This is a genomic window from Crossiella sp. CA198 (genome assembly GCF_052078295.1).
GTDB lineage: Bacteria > Actinomycetota > Actinomycetes > Mycobacteriales > Pseudonocardiaceae > Crossiella.
Window position 1 is genome coordinate 126,638 of sequence record NZ_JBQJIM010000012.1, and the last position, 20,603, is coordinate 147,240.

Annotated in this window: 12 protein-coding genes; all 12 read left to right on the plus strand. The window is 71.7% G+C overall.

Annotated elements, in window-relative coordinates:
• Positions 1–17: 17 nt before the first annotated feature.
• On the plus strand, positions 18–5,501 hold the full coding sequence (locus ACTOWY_RS21250; RefSeq protein WP_441311399.1) for an ATP-binding protein: 5,484 nt from the start codon (positions 18–20) through the stop codon (positions 5,499–5,501).
• 101 nt (positions 5,502–5,602) lie between these two features.
• Entirely contained in the window at positions 5,603–6,562 is a 960-nt protein-coding gene (locus ACTOWY_RS21255) for a hypothetical protein (protein WP_441311400.1), read from the plus strand.
• A gap of 126 nt (positions 6,563–6,688) precedes the next feature.
• On the plus strand, positions 6,689–8,080 hold the full coding sequence (locus tag ACTOWY_RS21260; RefSeq protein WP_441311401.1) for a serine hydrolase domain-containing protein: 1,392 nt from the start codon (positions 6,689–6,691) through the stop codon (positions 8,078–8,080).
• Entirely contained in the window at positions 8,077–8,964 is an 888-nt protein-coding gene (locus ACTOWY_RS21265; RefSeq protein ID WP_441311402.1) for a serine hydrolase, read from the plus strand. Before ACTOWY_RS21260 ends, ACTOWY_RS21265 begins: the two co-directional genes overlap by 4 nt.
• A 26-nt stretch (positions 8,965–8,990) precedes the next feature.
• Positions 8,991–10,580 (plus strand): ABC transporter substrate-binding protein, encoded by a 1,590-nt coding sequence (locus ACTOWY_RS21270; RefSeq protein ID WP_441311403.1) that lies wholly within the window; start codon positions 8,991–8,993, stop codon positions 10,578–10,580.
• A gap of 31 nt (positions 10,581–10,611) precedes the next feature.
• On the plus strand, positions 10,612–11,601 hold the full coding sequence (locus tag ACTOWY_RS21275) for an ABC transporter permease (protein ID WP_441311404.1): 990 nt from the start codon (positions 10,612–10,614) through the stop codon (positions 11,599–11,601).
• Complete coding sequence (locus tag ACTOWY_RS21280) at positions 11,601–13,511, plus strand: dipeptide/oligopeptide/nickel ABC transporter permease/ATP-binding protein (RefSeq protein ID WP_441311405.1); 1,911 nt, start codon at positions 11,601–11,603, stop codon at positions 13,509–13,511. Before ACTOWY_RS21275 ends, ACTOWY_RS21280 begins: the two co-directional genes overlap by 1 nt.
• A gap of 24 nt (positions 13,512–13,535) precedes the next feature.
• The gene (locus tag ACTOWY_RS21285) at positions 13,536–14,315 is read left to right on the plus strand and encodes an ABC transporter ATP-binding protein (RefSeq protein WP_441311406.1); all 780 of its coding nucleotides are present in this window, start codon (positions 13,536–13,538) and stop codon (positions 14,313–14,315) included.
• Positions 14,312–15,346 (plus strand): dipeptidase, encoded by a 1,035-nt coding sequence (locus tag ACTOWY_RS21290; RefSeq protein ID WP_441311407.1) that lies wholly within the window; start codon positions 14,312–14,314, stop codon positions 15,344–15,346. Before ACTOWY_RS21285 ends, ACTOWY_RS21290 begins: the two co-directional genes overlap by 4 nt.
• Before the next feature lie 17 nt (positions 15,347–15,363).
• Positions 15,364–18,684, plus strand: coding sequence for a serine hydrolase (locus ACTOWY_RS21295; RefSeq protein WP_441311408.1), 3,321 nt, complete (start codon positions 15,364–15,366; stop codon positions 18,682–18,684).
• Positions 18,685–19,494 carry a GNAT family N-acetyltransferase gene (locus ACTOWY_RS21300; RefSeq protein WP_441311409.1) on the plus strand — a complete coding sequence of 270 codons (810 nt, stop codon included), beginning with the start codon at positions 18,685–18,687 and terminating at the stop codon, positions 19,492–19,494.
• Positions 19,491–20,597: an o-succinylbenzoate synthase gene (menC, locus tag ACTOWY_RS21305; RefSeq protein ID WP_441311410.1), complete on the plus strand. Its 1,107-nt coding sequence runs from the start codon at positions 19,491–19,493 to the stop codon at positions 20,595–20,597. The genes ACTOWY_RS21300 and menC overlap by 4 nt, the downstream gene beginning before the upstream one ends.
• Positions 20,598–20,603 lie beyond the last annotated feature (6 nt).

The window sequence follows — 20,603 nt, forward strand, 5'->3', positions numbered from 1 at the left end:
CTTGGGAGGCTCTGCCGGTGTTCAGTCGTGTCGCCATCGTCAACCGTGGAGAGGCCGCGATGCGGCTCATCCACGCCGTCCGGGATCTCTCGGCGGAAACCGGGAAGCGGATCGAGACGGTCGCGCTCTACACCGACGCCGACCGCAACGCGACCTTCGTCCGGGAGGCCGATCTCACCTACCCGCTCGGCCCGGCCGCGAACCGCCCCTACCTCGACCTGGCCGTGCTGAAGCGCGCGCTGGTCGAATCCGGCGCGGACGCCGCCTGGGTCGGCTGGGGCTTCGTCGCCGAGGACCCGGCCTTCGCCGAACTCTGCGAGAAGGTCGGCGTCACCTTCGTCGGCCCCAGCGCCGACGCCATGCGCAAACTCGGCGACAAGATCGGCGCCAAGCTGATCGCCGAGGAGGTCGGCGTGCCGGTCGCGCCGTGGAGCCGCGGCGAGGTCGCCACCCTGGAAGACGCGCTGCGCGCCGGGGACGAGATCGGCTACCCGCTGATGCTCAAGGCCACCGCGGGCGGCGGCGGGCGCGGTATCCGCATGGTCGCCTCCGGCGCGGACCTGGCCGAGGCCTACGAGCGCACCAGCCAGGAAGCGTTGCGCTCCTTCGGTTCCGGCGTGGTGTTCCTGGAACGCCTGGTCACCGGGGCGCGGCACGTGGAGGTCCAGGTCATCTCCGACGGGGAGACCGCCTGGGCGCTGGGTGTGCGCGACTGCTCGGTGCAGCGGCGCAACCAGAAGATCATCGAGGAGTCCGCCTCCCCGCTGCTGTCCCCGGCGCAGACCGCCGAGCTGAAAGCCTCCGCCGAGCGGCTGGCCGTGCGGGTGGGCTACCGCGGCGCCTGCACGGTGGAGTTCCTCTACCACCCCGGCGAGAAGCTGTTCGCCTTCCTGGAGGTCAACACCCGGCTCCAGGTCGAGCACCCGATCACCGAGATCACCACCGGCACCGACCTGGTCCGGCTCCAGCTGCACGTGGCCGGTGGCGGCAAGCTCGACGGCGAGCAGCCCGCCGAACTCGGGCACGCGGTGGAGGCCCGGCTCAACGCCGAGGACCCGGACCGCGACTTCGCCCCCGCCCCCGGCCGGATCGCCCGCCTGGTGCTGCCGGCCGGACCCGGCATCCGGGTGGACACCGGCGTCAGCGAGGGCGACACCATCCCCGGTGACTTCGACTCGATGATCGCCAAGATCATCGCCTACGGCCAGGACCGCGAGCAGGCCCTCGGCCGGTTGCGCCGGGCGATGGCCGAGACCACGGTGATCATCGAGGGCGGCGCGACCAACAAGAGCTTCGTGCTCGACCTGCTCGACCAGCCCGAGGTGATCGACGCCAGCGCGGACACCGGCTGGATCGACCGGGTGCGCGCGCAAGGCCGCCTGGTCAACCACCGGCACTCCGCCATCGCACTGGCCGCCGCCGCCATCGAGGCCTACCTGGACGAGGAAGAGGTCGGCAGGCAGCGGCTGCTTTCCACCGCGCACGGCGGCCGCCCGCAGGTCCAGCACGAGGCCGGCCGCCCCCTGGACCTCAAGCTGCGTGGTGTCGGCTACCGGGTCTCGGTGGCCCGCACCGGCCCCAACCGCTTCCGGGCGGGCATCTCCGGCGGCGGCGACGTGCACACCGCCGAGATCGAGGTGGAGCGCTTCGACGAGCACTTCGGCCAGATCGTGGTCAACGGCCGCCGGTTCCGGCTGGTCTCGGCCACCCACGGCCCGATCCACCTGGTCGAGGTCGACGGCGTCACGCACCGGATCAGCCGCGATGAGGGCGGCGTGGTCCGCGCCCCCGCGCCCGCGCTGGTGGTCGCCACCCCCCTGGCCGCCGGTGACGAGGTCGAGTCCGGCGCGCCGATCCTGGTGCTGGAAAGCATGAAGATGGAAATGGTGCTGCGCGCGCCGTTCCGGGCCAGGGTCCGCGAATGCCCGGTGTCGGTGGGCAGCCAGGTCGAGACCGGCACCCCGCTGCTGCGCCTGGAACCCCTGGCCGAGGAAGGCGCCGAGGAAGCCGCCGCCGAGGAGACCGGCACGGTCGAGATCGACCTGCCCACCGAGCAGTCCGGGATCTCCGCGGCGCACCGGGCCGAGCGCGGCCTGCAGGACCTGCGCAGCCTGCTGCTGGGCTTCGACGTCGACCCGCACGACAACGGCCGGGTGCTGGCCGAATACCTGACCGCCCGTGCCGAACTGGGCAGCAGGCCGCTGCCCGGCGAGCTGGACCTGCTCACCGTCTTCGCCGACCTCTCCGAGCTGAGCCGCAACAAGCCCGGCAACGAGCTGGAGGTCGAACCGCACAGCCCGGTGCACAGCCCGCGCGAGTACTTCCACAGCTACCTGCAGAGCCTGGACGTGGAACGGGCCGGGGTCACCGAGGACTTCCAGGCCAACCTGCGCCGGGTGCTCGGCCACTACGGCGTCACCGAGCTGGACCGCACCCCGGAGCTGGAGGCCGCGGTCTTCCGCATCTTCCTGGCCCAGCAACGGATGTCGGTCGACGTCGCGATCGTCTCCGAGCTGCTGCGCCAGTGGCTGGCAGGCGCCGCGCCGCTGGAATCGCTGCGGGAGCGTGCGGGCCTGGCGCTGGAACACCTGGTGCAGGCCACCCAGGTGCGCTTCCCGGCGGTGTCCGACCTGGCTCGTGGCGTGGTGTTCCGCTGGTACGCCCAGCCGCTGCTGCGCCGCACCAGGGCCAAGGTCTACGCCGAGATCCGGGACGAACTGCGGCACCTGGACCGCAACCCGGACGCCGCCGACCGCGCCGAGCGGATCCAGGCCATGGTCGCCTGCTCCGAACCGCTGGTCCGGCTGATCGGCCAGCGCATCGGCCGCCCCGGCCGCGACCACGCGCCGCTGCTGGAAGTCCTGACCCGCCGCTACTACGGCAACCGCGGCCTGTCCGAGGTCACCGCCACCGACACCGCCGGCTGCCGGTTCGTCACCGCCGAGCACACCGGGGACGACGGCGCGGCCCGGCTGGTCACCACCGCGGTGGACATCGCCGCACTGCCCGAGGCCATCGCAGCCCTCGGCGGCTTCGCCAACGGCGTGGCCGAGCACGCGCTGGTCGCCGACCTCTACGTCACCTGGGAGGACCAGCCCGACGCGGACGCGATGGCGGTGCGGCTGGGCGAACTGCTCGCCGCGCACCCGCCGCCGGTCGCGGTCCGCCGGATCACCACCACGGTGGCAGGCACCAGCGGCGCGGTCATGCACCACCACTTCACCTTCCGCCCCGAGGCCGACGGGTTCGCCGAGGACCGGCTGATCCGCGGACTGCACCCGCAGATCGCCCAGCGGCTGCAGCTGGAGCGGCTGCGCGAGTTCGACCTCACCCGGCTGCCCTCGGCCGATGAGGAGATCTACCTGTTCAAGGCGGTGGCCAAGAGCAACCCGGCCGACGAGCGGCTGATCGCGATGGGCCAGATCCGCGACCTCACCCCGCTGCGCGAGTCCGAGGGCCGCCTGGTCGCGCTGCCCGCGGTGGAGGACGGCGTCAACGCCTGCCTGGGCGCGATCCGCAACATCCAGGCGCAGCGCCCGCAGAACAAGCGCTTCGACACCAACCGGATCATGATGTACGTCTGGCCCTCCACCGAGCTGGCCACCGACGAGCTGAACCAGCTGGTGCAGCGGATCCTGCCGACCGCCACCGGCGCCGGGCTGGAGGAGGTCCAGTTCCTGGCCCGCCGCCGCAAGTCCAGCGGCGAGCTGACCGAGGTCTCGGTGCGGATCACCCTGGACCCCGGCAACGGCGCCCGGCTGCACGTGGGCGAGCCGGACACCGAACCGGTGCGGCCGCTGGATGACTACCGGCAGAAGGTGCTGCGCGCGGCCCGCCGCGGCAACACCTACCCGTACGAGCTGACCGACCTGCTCGCCGGGCCCACGGGCGCCTTCGTCGAGCACGACCTGGACGAGCAGGGCGTGCTGGTCCCGGTGGATCGGCCCAAGGGCAAGAACAGTGCGGCGCTGGTGGCCGGGGTGGTGCGCACGCCGACCGAGCGGGTGCCCGAGGGCGTGACCCGGGTGCTGCTGCTGGGCGACCCGACCAAGGCCCTGGGCGCACTCTCGGAGCCGGAGTGCTCGCGGATCATCGCCGCGCTGGACCTGGCCGAACGGATGCAGGTCCCCCTGGAGTGGTTCGCGCTCTCCGCCGGTGCGCGGATCTCGATGACCTCGGGTACCGAGAACATGGACTGGGTGGCCGCGGCGCTCAAGCGGATCGTGGAGTTCACCCAGGCCGGTGGCGAGATCAACATCGTGGTCGCCGGGATCACCGTGGGCGCGCAGCCGTACTGGAACGCCGAAGCCACCATGCTCATGCACACCAAGGGCATCCTGGTGATGACGCCGGACTCGGCGATGGTGCTCACCGGCAAGCAGTCGCTGGACTTCTCCGGCGGCGTCTCGGCCGAGGACAACTTCGGCATCGGCGGCTACGACCGGGTGATGGGGCCCAACGGCCAGGCGCAGTACTGGGCGCCGCACCTGCCGGGCGCCCGCGATGTGCTGATGGGGCACTACGACCACACCTACGTGGTGCCGGGCGAGACCGCGCCGCGCCGGGCGGTGACCAATGACCCGGCCAACCGGGACGTCACGCCGTACCCGCACGCGATCGTGGACAGCGAGTTCAAGACCGTCGGCGAGATCTTCTCCAGCACGCACAACCCGGACCGCAAGAAGCCGTTCGACATCCGCACCGTGATGCGGGCCCTGTCCGACCAGGACCACCCGGTGCTGGAGCGCTGGGCCGGGATGGCCGACGCGGACACCTCGGCGGTGCAGGACGTGCACATCGGCGGCTGGCCGGTCTGCCTGATCGGCATCGAGTCCAAGTCGGTGCCACGCCGCGGTTTCCCGCCCACCGACGGCCCGGACACCTACACCGCGGGCACCCTGTTCCCGCGCTCGTCCAAGAAGACCGCGCGGGCGATCAACTCCGCCTCGGGCAACCGGCCGCTGGTGGTGCTGGCCAACCTGTCCGGCTTCGACGGCTCGCCGGAGTCGATGCGCAAGCTGCAACTGGAGTACGGCGCGGAGATCGGCCGGGCGATCGTCAACTTCGACGGCCCGATCGTGTTCTGCGTGATCTCCCGCTACCACGGCGGCGCGTTCGTGGTCTTCTCCAAGGCACTCAACCCGAACATGACCGTGCTCGCGCTGGAGGGCTCCTTCGCCTCCGTGCTCGGCGGCGCCCCGGCGGCGGCCGTGGTGTTCTCCGGCGAGGTCAACAACCGCACCGCCACCGACCCGAGGGTGGTCGAGTTGCAGGCCCTGGTCTCGGCGGCCAGTGGCGCCGAACGGGCCGGGCTGACCACCCAGCTGGCCGAGGTGCGCTCCTCGGTCCGGGCGGAGAAGCTCGGCGAGGTGGCCGCGGAGTTCGACCGGGTGCACAGCATCCAGCGCGCGGTCGAGGTCGGCTCGGTGGACGCGATCATCAGCGCCGCCGAACTGCGGCCGCGGATCATCGAGGCCATCGAACACGGCATGAAGCGCTGAACCCCGTCCCGGCAGCCGACCGCGCCCCCACCGGGCGGTCGGCTGCCGGTGCGTAGAACCGCGGATTTCCCCGATACGGGTCGATGTGCCAAGTTCTCGGGGTGCCCGAGACCACGGTCGTGACCACCCGGCGCCTGCTCGCCCACGCACTCGCACAGGTGCTCACCTCGGGTGTGGTGGGCGCGGTCGGGGTGATCTTCGGCCTGTCCGTGGTGGTGGCCAGCGTGCTGGTACTCGGCCCGGCGGGCGCGCTGGTGGGCCTGGTGGTGATCCCGGCCGGGCTCGCGCTGCTCTACCTGATGGCCACGCTGACCCCCGCGGCCTCCGCGCTCACCGACACCAGAGGCGGCCGGATCTGCTGGTCGGTGCTGGTCGGCGGCGTGGGCGGGCTGGGCTGGTGGCTCAGCGTCACCGTCAGCGAGGGCGTGCTGAGCACCGGCCGCACCGGCCTGCTGCTGGGCGGGGTGCCCTTCGCCCTGGTGGCCGGAATCCTGCTGCGCCGCTGGTACCTGTCACTCGGCTTCCTCGCCCTGACCCTGGCCATCGCCTACGGCTTCCTGCACGTCCTGGCGGTCGCGAGCCCGGAGCTGAGCGAACCCGACCGCAGGCTGGCCGCCGCCCGCCACACCCGCGCCGAACTGGCGATCACCGACCTCCCCGGCTACCACCGCACCCTGGGCGACCGCGGCTGGCAACTCACCCCCGTGGACCCGGCGGCGAACCGGCCCGAGCACCGCGTCTCGATCATCGGCAGCACGAGCTGGGACCCCGGTTCCTGCGCCACCCAGACCAGGCCCGGCGGGCCGCTGCGGGAGTGCGTCGCGGAGCAGCCCGGGCTGGAGTATCGGCGGGGGGAGGACTGGCATGAGTACCGGCGGGACGGGGTGCGGGCGGCGGTGCGTGGGGGGCTTGGGGTGGATCGGGGCGTGCTGCGGGAGGCGGCGTCGCGGGCGCGGGGGGTGACGGACGCGGAGATCCTGGCGTTGTTCCCGGCCGCGCCGCCGGAGCCGGAGACGGTGGTCGAGGCGGTGCGGAAGTTCGCCAGGTGGATCGCGGGGTAGGCGGTTCGTTCGCGCCGACGGATTCCGCGTCCCAGATTCGTCCGCTGCCACGAGGTGCCCGCAGCCGCCCATGCCTAGCGTTGGTCGTGATCCAGGTCACGTCAGGGCGAAGGGCGAAGGGCGCGGATGTCGAAGCTTGCGGAGATCGACGGCTGGCTGCGGGAGCGGCTGCCGGAACTGCTGGCCGCGCACGAGGTGCCGGCGGCGAGTGTGGCGGTGCTGGCCGGGGATGCGGTGGTCGAGGCCGCGGCCGGGGTGCTGAACCAGAACACCGGGGTCGGGGCGACCACGGATTCGGTGTTCCAGATCGGGTCGATCACCAAGGTGTGGACGGCGACGCTGGTCCTGCAGCTGGTGGATGACGGGCTGGTGGAGCTGGACGCGCCGGTGCGGACCTACCTGCCGGAGTTCCGGTTGGCGGCGGAGACCGCGGCGGCGCGGATCACGGTGCGGCAGTTGCTCAGCCACACGGCGGGCTTCGAGGGCGACATCATGACCGACACCGGGCGCGGGGACGACTGTGTGGCGAAGTACGTGGACCTGCTCCGGGACGTCGCGCAGGTCTTCGAGCCGGGGGAGTTGTTCGGGTACAACAACGCCGGGTACTCGGTGCTGGGGCGGATCGTGGAGGTGCTGCGCGGGAAGTGCTGGGAGGACTGCCTGCGGGAGCACCTGTTCGGGCCGCTGGGGCTGACGCACGCCGCGGCGGGGCCGTATGAAGCGATCCTGCACCGGGTCGCGGTGGGGCATCTGCGGCCGGATCCGGAGCGGCCGCAACGGGTCGCGCCGGTGTGGGGCATGTTGCGCTCCAACGGTCCGGCCGGGTCGATGCTGGCGATGACCGCCAGGGACCTGATCGCCTTCGCCCGGATGCACCTCGCCGACGGCCTCGCGGCCGATGGCACCCGGGTGCTTTCGGCGGCGAGTGCGCGGGCCATGCGGGCGGTCGAGGTGGAGCTGCCGGAATTGCGGGTGGTGGGTGATTCCTGGGGGCTGGGCTGGGAGCTGTTTCACCGTCCACAAGGGACAGTTGTTGGACATGACGGTGGGACCATTGGGCAATCCGCGTTCCTGCGGCTGGTGCCGAAGCACGGGGTCGCGGTGGCGCTGCTGACCAACGGCGGCAATCCGTTGGGGCTGGCCGAGAACATCGTGACCCGGCTGGTGCGCGACCTCACCGGAGTGGAACTGCCAGGGTTGCCCGAACCGGATCCGGCCCCGGCCCCGGCCGATGCGGCGCGGTACGTGGGCAAGTACTCCTCCTCGGTGGTGGACCGGGTGGTGAGCCAGGACGCCGAGGGGCGGCTGTGGCTGACCATGACGCCCAAGGGGCTGATCGCGGACATGCAGGGCCGTGCGGAGCAGACGAAGGAGTTGCTGCCCTGGCAGCGGGATGTGTTCCTGGTGGCCGAACCGGCGATCGGCGGGTACCTGCCGCACGCGTTTGTCGGGGATGACGGGCAGGGGCGGGCGAAGTTCCTGCACACCACCCGGGCGGATCGGCGGGTGTCGGCATGAGCGACATCGTCGAGCGGATCACCGAGGTGTTCACCGCGGCGGGCGCCCGGGGCTTCGTGCACGCGCGTGAGGTCGGAGTGACCGGCGGGGCGGAGGTCTCGGTCAGTGCGGACGAGCCGGTGGTGCTGGCCTCGGTGTTCAAGATCCCGGTGGCGGTGGCCTACGCCAGGGAGGTCGCGGCCGGGCGGCTGGACGAGACCGAGCGGACCGTGGTCACCGCCCGGTACCGGATCGGCGGGATCGGCACCGCGGGCAGTGCGGACGATGTCGAGATGAGCTGGCGGGACCTGGCCCGGTTCATGATGATCATGAGTGACAACGCGGCCACCGACGTGATCTATCAGCGGGTCGGCCAGGCCGCGATCGACGCCGTGCTCAGCGATCTGGACCTGCGGCGCACCCGGCTGATCGGCGACTGCCAGGGCCTGTTCGACTCGGCGTACGCCGAACTGGACATGGATGGCCTGGACCTGGAGCAGGGTTTTGCCCAGCTCCCGCCGGAACAGGTGTGGCAACTGTCCATTGTGGACCCCGAGCGGACCACCTCCTCCACCCCGAGGGAGATCACCGCGTTGCTGGAGGCGGTGTGGACCGACCGCGCCGGGCCGCCCGCGGCCTGCGAGCGGGTCCGGAAGATCATGGCGGAGCAGATCTGGCCGCACCGGCTCACCTCCGGGTTCGACTCGGCGGTCAAGCTGGCGGCCAAAACCGGCACGCTGCCCGCGGTCCGCAACGAAGCCGGGGTGATCACCTACCCGGACGGGCGCCGCTACGCGGTCGCCGTGTTCACCCGCGCGCACACCCTCGACGAGCGGTTGCCCGCGGTGGACGCCTCGATCGGCCGGGCCGCCCGGCTCGCCGTCGACCACCTCCGCGCCGGTTGAGACCCGACCCAGTCCGGGAGAAGACGATGAGATCTGTGCGCACCGCGATCGCCGTGCTCGGCATCGCCGCCCTCGGGGCCGCCGGCTGCGGCGCGCCGGGTGATTCGGCCGCCGGGAACCGGAAACTGGCCGACGGCAAGACCTTCACCATCGCCATCGCGGTGGAACCGGGCACCCTGGACCCCGCGATCACCTCGCTGTCGGTCGCCCGCGGCGTGGGCGCCTTCCTCTACAGCAGGCTGATCAGCCTCGGGCCGCGCGGCGAATTCCTGACCGGCCTCGCGGCCAAGTGGGAGGCCGACACCAAGACCGCCAAGTTCACCCTGCGTCCTGGCATCACCTGTTCCGACGGCGCGCCGCTGACCGCGGCGGACGTGGCCGCCAACATCGCGCACATCGGTGATCCGAAGAACAACTCGCCGCTGATCGGACTCCAGGTGATGCCCGGCACCACGGCCACCGCGGACCCGGCCACCGGCACCGTGACGGTGACCAGTGGCACGCCGGATGCCTTCCTGCTCAACAACATCGGCACCCTGCCGATCGTCTGCGGCAAGGGACTGGCCGACCGGTCCAGGCTGGCCAAGGGCGAGCAGGGCTCGGGCATGTACGTGCTGTCGGAGATCGTGCCCAACGACCACTACACCCTCACCCGCCGCAAGGACTTCGCCTGGGGACCGGGGGACTGGCCGCAGAACCAGCCCGGACTGCCGGACAAGATCGTCTTCCGGGTGATCCCGAACGAGGCCACCGCGGCGAACCTGTTGGTGTCCGGGCAGATCAACGCGGCCACCGTGCTCGGACCCGACCAGCAGCGGCTGACCGCGCTCAAACTCGCGCGCGTCGACCAGAAGGTGCCGATCGGGATGCTCACCTTCAACCAGGCCGCCGGGCACCCCGGTCAGGATCCGGCGGTGCGCCGGGCCCTGGTCCAGGCCGTGGACCTCAACGAGATCGGCAAGGTGCTCACCAACGGCGCGGGCAAACCCTCCCGCGGCGTGGTCACCTACGACGGACGGCCGTGCACCGGGGACAACGTCACCGGCAACCTGCCGGCCCCCGACCCGGCCGCGGCCGCCAAGGCCCTGGACGCCGCGGGCTGGCCGGCCGGGCCGGACGGGATCCGGAGCAAGAACGGGAAACCGTTGGCCATCAAGGTGATCCAGCCCACCGTGCTCGGTCCGACGCTGGCCGCCGCGGCGGAACTGATGCAGCAACGCTGGCAGGCCGTCGGGGCGCGGGTGCAGATCCAGCCGGTGGACGCCGCCGGGATGAACCAGGCGCTGTTCAGCACCGGTGACTGGGAGGTGTCCATGGCGCCACTGAGTTTCACCCTGCCCAGCCAGCTGCTCCCGTTCTTCGCCGGCACCCGGCCACCGCAGGGCGTGAACTACGGGCACCTGGACAACAAGGAGTTCACCGACCTCTCCCGCCAGGCCGCCGCCCAGCCCGGCACGAGCGGCTGCGCGCTGTGGGAGCGGGCCGAGGCGGCGCTGGTGAAGTCCCTGGACATGGTGCCCTACTACGACTCGGTGCGGCCCACCTTCATGAAGGGCGCCGAGTTCTACCTCGCCGAGGGCATCGAACCGACCTCGATCCGGATGTTCGCCGGATGAACCGCCACCGTGTGCAGAGAGGCGGAGCCCGATGACCAGCGCCACCGCGACTCCCGTGTCAGCCGGGCGGCGGGGCGGCCCGTGGCTGTCCTTCGCCCGGCGGCGGGTGCCGCGCTTCCTGCTCTCGCTGTGGGTGGTGATCACCGCCGCCTTCCTGATGATCCACCTGGTCCCCGGCGACCCGGTGCGCGCGGCACTGGGCCTGACCGCCTCGCCGGAGTTGGTCGCCGCCCGCCGCGCCGCGCTCGGCCTGGACCAGCCACTGCCGGTGCAGTACTGGCACTACCTCGGCAACCTCTTCCGCGGTGAGTTCGGCACCTCGATGCTCAGCGGCCTGCCGGTCTCCGAACTGATCGCCGACCGGCTGCCCGCCACCGTCGAACTCGCGGTGCTCGCCTTCCTGGTGGTGCTGGTGGTGGCGGTCCCGGTGGGCGTGCTGATGGCGGTGTGCACCAAGGGCGGCCGCCGCCGGGGCGCCGAACTCGGCTTCACCACCACCAGCGTGTTCCTGGCCGCCATCCCGGAGTTCCTGCTCGCGGTGGGCCTGATGAGCCTGTTCGCGGTGCAGCTGGAGTGGCTGCCGGTGGCCGGCCGGGAGCAGGCCGGGTCGATGGTGCTGCCGGTGCTGGCCATGGCCGTCGGTCCGGCGGCGGTGCTGGCCCGGATCGTCCGGGTCGAGCTGCTCTCGGTGCTGGGCAACGACTTCATCCGCACCGCGCGGGCGAAACGGTTGCCAGCCAGGCTGATCTACCTGCGGCACGCGCTGCCCAACGCGCTCACCGCGAGCCTCACCCTGGCCGGGATGCTGCTGCCCGCGCTGGTCGCCGGGACCGTGCTGGTGGAGAACGTGTTCGCCTGGCCGGGCCTGGGCTCGACCATCGTCAGCTCGATCCAGCAGCAGGACTACCCGGCGGTGCAGGCCATCGTGCTGGTCTACGGCGCGGGCGTGCTGCTGGTGAACCTGCTGGTGGACGCGCTGCTGGCGCTGCTCGACCCTCGTTCCGAGATCCGGGAGGTTTGATGCGTGCGGGTGGATCCGGCGCCCTGGCGGCGCTGCGCACCCCGGTCGGCGCGACCTCGGCCGCGCTGCTGGTCCTGCTGGTGGCCACGGCGGTGTTCGCGCCGATGCTGTGGGCCGAACGGGCCGCCGCGGTGGACACCAACGCCCTGCAGGAAGGGGCCTCGGCGAGTCACCTGTTCGGCACGGACACGCTGGGCCGGGACATCTTCCACCGGGTCCTGGTCGCCACCCGACTCTCCCTGGGCCTGGCCGTGCTGGCCACCCTGCTCGGCGTGCTCACCGGCGTCATCCTCGGCGCGGCGCCCACGGTGCTACCACCCTGGGCCGGTCGCCTGGTCACCTCGGCGGTGAACATCGCGGTGGCCTTCCCAGGACTGCTGCTGGCCCTGTTCTTCGCGGTGATCTTCGGCATCGGCACCGTGGGCGCGGTGCTGGCCATCGGTTTCGCGGTGGCGCCCGGTTTCGCCCGGCTCACGCACACCCTGACCGCCTCGGTGAGCGGACGCGGCTACATCGCCGCGGCGCGGGTGTCCGGGGTGGGCAGGCTGCGGATCCTGGTGCGGCACGTGCTGCCCAACATCGCCGAACCACTGGTGATCAACGCGACCATCGCGGCAGGCTCCGTGCTCACCGCCTTCGCCGGACTGTCCTTCCTGGGCATCGGCGTGCAGGCCCCGGCCTATGACTGGGGCAGGCTGCTGGGCGAGGGGCTCAACCGGATCTACCTGAGCCCGTGGTCGGCCCTCGGCCCGGCCCTCGCGGTGATCATCGCGGGGCTGGCGTTCAACCTGTTCGGCGAGGCCGCCGCCGCGGCGGCCGGTGGCCGGGAACGCGTGGACCACAAGGCCGTGCCACCCGAGAAGTCCACTGTGGACAGTGGCGGGCAGGCTTCGGACGGAGTGCTCGCGGTGGACAACCTGCGGGTGTCCTTCCCTGGTCCGGCCGGGTGGGTCACGCCGGTGCGCGGGCTGCGCTTCACCGTCCACAGTGGAGAGATGATCGGCGTGGTCGGCGAGTCCGGTTCGGGCAAGAGCCTGACCGCGCTGGCCGTCTCCCGGCTGATCGAGTCCCCTGGTCTGGTCACCGCCGACCGCCTGGACTTCCGCGGCACCCCACTGCTGACCCGCTCCGAACGCGAGTTGCGGCCGCTGCTGGGCACCTCCCTGGCCATGGTGTTCCAGGACCCGATGACCTCCTTCAACCCCACCCAGCGGATCGGCAGGCAACTCGCCGAGGTCGCCGAAGTGCACCACGGGCAGTCCCGCCGAGCCGCCCTGGAACTGGCGGTGGACCGGTTGGAGTCGGTGCGCATCCCGGACGCCGCCAAGCGGGCCAGGCAGTACCCGCACGAGTTCTCCGGCGGCATGCGGCAGCGCGCGATGATCGCGATGGGACTCATGGGCGAACCGGCCCTGGTCATCGCGGACGAGCCGACCACCGCGCTGGACGTCACCGTGCAACGCGAGGTGCTGCGGCTGCTGGCCCGGATCCGGGCCGAGCATGATGCGGCGATCCTGTTGATCAGCCACGACATCACCGTGGTCGCGCAGACCTGCGACCGGGTGCTGGTGATGTACGCCGGGCGGATCGTGGAGGACCTGCCCGCCGCCGAGTTGTTCACGGCGGCCCGGCATCCCTACACCAGGGCACTGCTGGCCGCGGTGCCCGATCTGGACACCGACCGGGACGCACCCCTGGCGGTCATCCCTGGCCGCCCGCCCGAACCGGGGGACCTCCCGCCGGGCTGCCCGTTCGCGCAGCGTTGTGCCGGTGCCGACGAGCAGTGTCGTACCGAGGAACCCGCGCTGGTCCAGCTCGGCACCGGCAACCGCCTCGCCTGCTGGCATCCCGGAGAGTCCGAAGTGGACGGACGGGCACTGGAGAACGTCACCGGGGGAGGGGCCGAATGAGAACGTCACCGGGGGAGGGGCCGAATGAGTGAGCTGGAGTTCGACCGGGTCAGCGTGCACTACGGCAGCAGGCAGGCCGGACTGCGCGCGGTGGACGAGGTCAGCCTGACCGTGGCGCCGGGTGAGATCCTCGGCCTGGTCGGCGAATCGGGCTCGGGCAAGTCCACCCTGGCCTGCACCGCGGCCGGACTCGTCCCGGTCAGCGGCGGACAGGTCCGCCTGGACGGCCAGGACATCCGGCGGTTACGGCCGCGGGAGCGCCGGTTGCAGATGGTGTTCCAGGATCCGTACTCCTCGCTCGACCCGCGGATGCGCATTGGCGAGTCCATCATGGAGGCCATGCCCAAAGGCGCGCACGGCGGCAAGGCCGGTCGGCAGGCCGAGGTGGCCCGGTTGCTGGAACTGGTGAACCTGGACCCCGGGCGCGCCGCGATGCTGCCCGCCCGGCTCTCCGGCGGGCAGCGGCAGCGGGTCGCACTGGCCAGGGCACTGGCCGGGCAGCCCAAGGTGATCATCGCCGATGAGATCACCTCCGCGCTGGACGTCTCGGTGCAGGGCGCGGTGCTCAACCTGGTCCGCGCCCTGCACCGCGAACTCGGGCTCACCATGCTGTTCATCTCGCACAACCTCGCCGTGGTGCGTTATCTCAGCGACCGGATCGCGGTGATGCGGCACGGCCGCATCGTGGAAACCGGCCCGGCCCAACAGGTTCTCGACGATCCCCAACACCCCTACACCCGCGAACTGCTGGCCGCCGCACCGTCCCGGCATGCCAGCCTGTTCGCCGAGGAGGCAACCCGATGACCGATGACCTGCACCGGCGCAGCGTGGTCGCGGACACGCACAACGACCTGCTCTGCTCGGTCGTCGGCCGCCCGGTCGAACGCTGGTCGCCGTACTTCCGCGAGCAGTGGCTGCCGCAACTGCGCCAGGGCGGGGTGAACCTGCAGGTGCTGCCGGTGTTCATCGACGACCTGTACCGGCCCGAGGGCGCGCTGCGCCAGACCCTGCGCATGATCGAGGCCGCGCACCGCATCGCCGAGGGCAACCCGGACGTGGTCGAGTTGTGCTTTGACGGCAACGACATCGACCAGGCCCTGGGCGCGGACCGGATCGCGCTGGTGCTCGCCCTGGAAAGTGCGCCGGGCATCGGCGAGGACGTCGAACTGCTGGAAACCCTGTCCCGCCTCGGCGTGCGGATCGCCTCGCTGGCGCACTTCGGCCGCACCGCGCTGGCCGACGGCAGCGGCGAGGACCACACCGGCAGCAAACTCACCAGGGCCGGGATCGCCGCGGTGGCCGAGATGGAACGGCTCGGCATGCTCTTCGACGTCAGCCACCTCGGCGCGGCGGGCGTGGACCACGTGCTGGAACTGTGCACCCGCCCGGTGATCGCCACCCACTCCAGCGCCCGCGCCCTGCGTGATCATCACCGCAACCTCACCGACGAGCAGCTCCGGGCCATCGCCGCCAACGGGGGCGTGGTGTGCGTGAACTTCTTCGCGCCGTTCCTGCACGAGACCGACTACCGGATCGAGCGGCTGATCGACCATATCGAGCACATCGCCGGGGTGATGGGCGTGGACAAGGTGGGCCTGGGGCCGGACTTCGTGAAGGAGGTCCTGGCCGACGTGGTCATGCCCTGCTGTGAGGCGGCGGAGGTCGAAGGCGTGCCCACCGACCAGTTCCTGCCCGGACTGGAGGGCCCGGCCGGACTGCCCCTGGTCACCGAGGCGCTGCTGGCCCGCGGCTGGGCCGAGGACGACATCGTGAAAGTGCTGGGCGGCAACGTGCTGGCCCTGTTCCGCGCCCAACTCGGCCGCCCCACCCACTGACGAGGAGCTGTCGCACCATGAGCAAGCGAGTCACCATCGAGGACCTGTACGGGTTCGCGCTACCGGAACAGCCCGCGGTCTCCCCGGACGGCACCCGGATCGTCTACGTGCTGCGCACCACCGACCGGACCGCCGACCGCGACCTCCGTACACTGTGGACGGTCCTGGTCGCGGGCGGCGAACCCCGGCAGCTCACCAGGGGCACCGCCGACGCCGCACCCGCCTGGTCCCCGGACGGCAGCCAGATCGCCTTCCTACGGGCCCAGGACGGACCGGCCCAGCTCTGGCTGCTGCCCGCCGACGGCGGCGAACCCGAGCAGCTGACCACGCTGCCACTGGGCGCGGGCGCCCCGGTGTGGCGACCGGACGGCGGCGCGCTGGCCTTCAGCACCGCGGTGGACCTGGCCGCCACCGACGGCGAGGACGAGGCCACGCGCACCGCCCGCGGCACCGCGCCGGTGGTGACCGATCGCCTGGGGTACAAGGCCGACGGCACCGGACTGCTGCGCACCTACCGCAGCCACCTGCACGTCCTCGACCTAGCCACCCGCGAGGTCCGGCAGCTCACCACGGGCGACTGGCACGCCACCAGTCCGGCCTGGTCCCCGGACGGTGCCCGGCTGGCTTTCGCCGCCGCTCAGGACCCCGATTCCGACCTGACCTTCCGCACCCCGGTGCACGTCGTGGCCGCCGATCAGCCTGGCGCGCAACCGGAACTGGCCGGACTGCCCACCGGCGCCGCCGGGACGGTGAGCTGGACCGCCGACAGCGCGGCACTGCTGGTGACCGGCCGCGACGACACCTCCTCCGGCCATCAGCACCTGCTCCGGGTGGACCTCGGCGGCGACGTGCACGACCTGTCCGCGCCCTTGGACCGCAACGTGATGGCCGGGATGCCCGGCTACCCCGGCGGCACGCCGACCCTCATCGATGACGGTCAGACGGTCCTGTTCTGCGCCAGGGACCGCGGCTACACGCACCTCTACGCCGTGGGTGTGCACGGCGGCGCCCCGCGGCTGCTGATCGGCGGCGAACAGGTGGTGTCCGGGCTGTCGGTCAGCGGCGATATCGCGGCCATCGTGCTCGGCACCCGCTCCTGCTACGCCGAGATCGCCGTGCTCAACCTGGCCACCGGCGAACTCGCCGTCCGCACCGGGCACAGCGAGTCCGCGGCCGAGCTGTTCCTGCGCGAGGAACGCGAGTTCACCGTCTCCGACGGCGTGGTGGTGCACGGCTGGCTGCTGCGCGACCCCGACCGCACCGGGCCGCTGCCGCTGCTGCTGGACATCCACGGCGGCCCGCACAACGCCTGGAACGGCGTGGCCGACCCGGTGCACCTCTACCACCAGGTCCTAGTCGCGCAGGGCTGGGCGGTGCTGCTGCTCAACCCGCGCGCCAGCGACGGCTACGGCGAGGCCTTCTACACCGCCGCGCTCGGCGCCTGGGGTGTGGACGACGCGCGTGATTTCCTGGAACCACTGGACGATCTGGTCGCCGAGGGCATTGCCGACCCGAGGCGGCTGGCCGTCACCGGGTACAGTTACGGCGGCTTCATGACCTGCTACCTGACCAGCCGGGACCCGCGCTTCGCCGCCGCGGTCACCGGCGGCGTGGTCAGCGACCTGACCAGCATGGCCGGTACCTCCGACGCCGCGCACTACCTCACCGAACTGGAACTGGGCAGCACGGCCGAATTCGGGCCGATGTCGCCGCTGACCAAAGTCGGCCAGGTGCGTACGCCCACGCTGATCCTGCAGGGCGGCGCGGACGACCGCTGCCCGGTGGGCCAGGCCGAACAGTGGTTCACCGCATTGCGCGAACAGGGCGTGCCCACCCGGCTGGTGCTCTATCCGGGCGGCGACCACCTGTTCATCCTCAACGGAAAACCCAGTCACCGGGCCGATTTCAACCAGCGGGTGGCCGACTGGGTCCGCCAGTACGCGGTCGAACCCGGCAAGCCGCGGCGCACGCCGATCGACGCCGCGCACTGGCAGCGGCGACTGTCCGCACTGTGCAAGGAATACGGTGTGCCCGGTGCGGGCCTGGGCATCCTGCGGCTGGACGGTGCCGCCGAGGTGGTCCAGGCCAGTCACGGCGTGCTCAGCACCGCCACCGGTGTGCCGGTCACCGACGATTCGGTGTTCCAGATCGGCTCGATCAGCAAGGTGTGGACCGCGACCCAGGTGCTGCGCCTGGTCGATGAGGGCAAGCTGGACCTGGACGCGCCCATCGCCGAGGTGTTGCCCGAACTGCGGCTGGCCGATCCGATCGCGGCCACCAAGGTCACCATGCGGCACCTGCTCAGCCACACCAGCGGCATCGACGGCGACGTGTTCACCGACACCGGCCGCGGCGACGAATGCCTTGCGCGCTATGTCGATTCGCTCGCCGAGGTCAAGCACAACCACCCGCTGGGTGTGACCTTCTCCTACTGCAACTCCGGGTTCATCCTGGCCGGCCGGGTGATCGAGAAACTCACCGGGCTGACCTGGGACGCGGCCCTGCGCGAGCAGCTGATCGAGCCACTCGGCCTGACCCACACCGGCACCCTGCCCGAGGAAGCCCTGCTGCACCGGGCCGCGGTGGGCCACGTCGGCGAAGGCGAGGCCACACCCGCCCCGGCCTGGATGCTGCCGCGCTCGTGCGGACCGGCCGGGCTGATCTTCGCCAGCACCGCCGACGTGCTCACCTTCGCCCGTATGCACCTCTCCGGCGGACTCGCCGCCGACGGCACCCGGGTGCTCTCCGCCGAGTCCGCGCTGGCCATGACCGACAAGCAGGCCGAGGTGCCGGACCCGCACGTGCTCGGCGATTCCTGGGGCCTGGGCTGGATCCGGTTCGGCTGGCACGGGCACCGGCTGATCGGCCACGACGGCAACACCATCGGCCAGTCCGCGTTCCTGCGGGTGCTGCCCGAGGCGGGTATCGCGGTCACCCTGCTCACCAACGGCGGCCAGACCAGGGACCTGTTCCTGGCGCTGTACCGGGAGATCTTCGCCGAACTCGCCGGGATCACCATGCCCGCACCCCTGGCACCCGCGCCGGAACCGCCGGTGGTCAACGCCGCCCGGCACCTCGGCCGATACGAACGGGCCGGGCAGCTGATCGAGGTCTTCCAGGGTGCGGCGGGACTGCGACTGCGGATGACCATCACCGGGCCGATGGCCGAGCTGGCCCCGGAACCACCGCGGGAGTTCGACCTGGTGCCGATCACCGACTCACTGTTCGCCTGCCGGATGCCCGGGGCCAAGGCGTGGATGTCGGTGACCTTCTACGCGCTGCCCACCGGTGAGCCTTACGTGCACCTCGGCGTGCGGGCCACCCCCAAGGTGTCCTAAGTGGACACCACAACCGGGCTCGCCATCCGGCAGCTCGACGACTTCGCCGAACTCGTTGCCGTGCAACGGTTGTACGAGCGGATCTGGCGGCCGGCGGCCGGGCAGCACCCGCCGATCACCGCCGAACTGCTGCGCGCGCTGAGCAAGTCGGGCGGCTACGTCGCGGGCGCCTTCGACGGCGGGGAGCTGGTCGGCGCCTGCGCCGGGTTCTGCTCCCCGCCCGCCGAACGCTCACTGCACAGCCACATCGCCGGGGTGGCGGCGCACCAGCGTGGCCGCGACGTGGGGTACGCGCTCAAACTGGACCAGCGGGCCTGGGCGTTGCGGCACGGGATCACCGAGGTGTGCTGGACCTTCGATCCGCTGGTGCGCCGCAACGCCTACTTCAACCTGGGCAAACTCGCCGCGGGCGTGGCCGAGTACCTGCCCGACTTCTACGGCCACCTGCGCGATGACCTCAACGGCGACGGCGCCAGCGACCGGCTGCTGGTGCGCTGGCGGCTGACCGACCCCGCGGTCATCGCGGCCAGTGCTGGACACCGGCGGCAGGCCGACACCACCGGCGCGGCCATCGGACTCGGTATCTCCGACTGTGGGATGCCGTTGCACGGCAACGACTCTGGCCGACGGACCGTGCTGGTCGCGGTGCCAGCGGACATCGAGGCGTTGCGGCTGGCCGATCCGGTGGCCGCGGCGCAGTGGCGACTGGCCCTGCGCGAGGTGCTCGGCGGGCTGCTCGCCGAGGGGGCGCGGGTCACCGGCTTCGACCGAACAGGCTGGTACGTAGTGGAAAGGACCGCGGAATCGTGAAACTCACCGGCGTGGAGCTGCGGCGGATCGAACTGCCCCTGGTGGCCCCGTTCCGCACCTCCTTCGGCACCCAGACCACGCGCTCGACCCTGCTGCTGCGCGTGGTCACCGACGAGGCCGAAGGCTGGGGCGAATGCCCGGCGATGGTCGATCCGGTGTACTCGCCGGAATACCTCGATGGCTGCGTGGACGTGCTCCGCCAGTTCCTGCTCCCGGCCCTGGCCCGCCACGAACACCTGGACGCCACCGCGGTCGCCCCGGCGCTGGCCAAGTACCACGGGCACCGGATGGCCAAGGGAGCACTGGAAATGGCCGTCTTGGACGCCGAGTTGCGGGCCAGGGGAGTGCCGCTGTCCCGGGAACTGGGGGCGGTGCGGGACCGGGTGCCCTGCGGGGTGTCGGTGGGCATCATGGACTCCATCCCGGAACTCCTGGCGGCGGTCGGCGGCTACCTGGACCAGGGCTACCGGCGGATCAAACTCAAGATCGAACCCGGCTGGGACCTCGAACCGGTACGCGCGGTCCGCGAGCACTTCGGTGCGGAGTTCCCGCTCCAGGTCGACGCCAACACCGCCTACACCCTCGCCGACGCCCGCCACCTGGCCCGGCTGGACCCGTTCGACCTGCTGCTGATCGAACAACCACTGCCCGAGGAGCAGATCCTCGCGCACGCCCAGCTGGCCAAGCTCATCCGCACCCCGGTCTGCCTGGACGAGTCGATCACCTCCGCGCAGACCGCCGCGGACGCGATCACCCTGGGCGCCTGCCAGATCGTCAACATCAAACCCGCCAGGGTCGGCGGCTACCTGGAAGCCCGCCGGATCCACGACCTGTGCGCGGCGCATGGCATCGCGGTGTGGTGCGGCGGCATGCTGGAAACCGGGCTGGGCCGGGCCGCGAACGTGGCACTGGCCGCGCTGCCCGGGTTCACCCTGCCCGGCGACACCTCGGCGTCGGACCGCTACTACCGCACCGACATCACCGAACCGTTCGTGCTCCAGGATGGGCACCTGAGCGTCCCCAGTGGACCGGGCCTCGGCGTCACCCCGATCCCGGACGCCCTGGCCGCGGTCACCGTCGGGACCGAGTGGATTCCTTTGTAGCGGAGA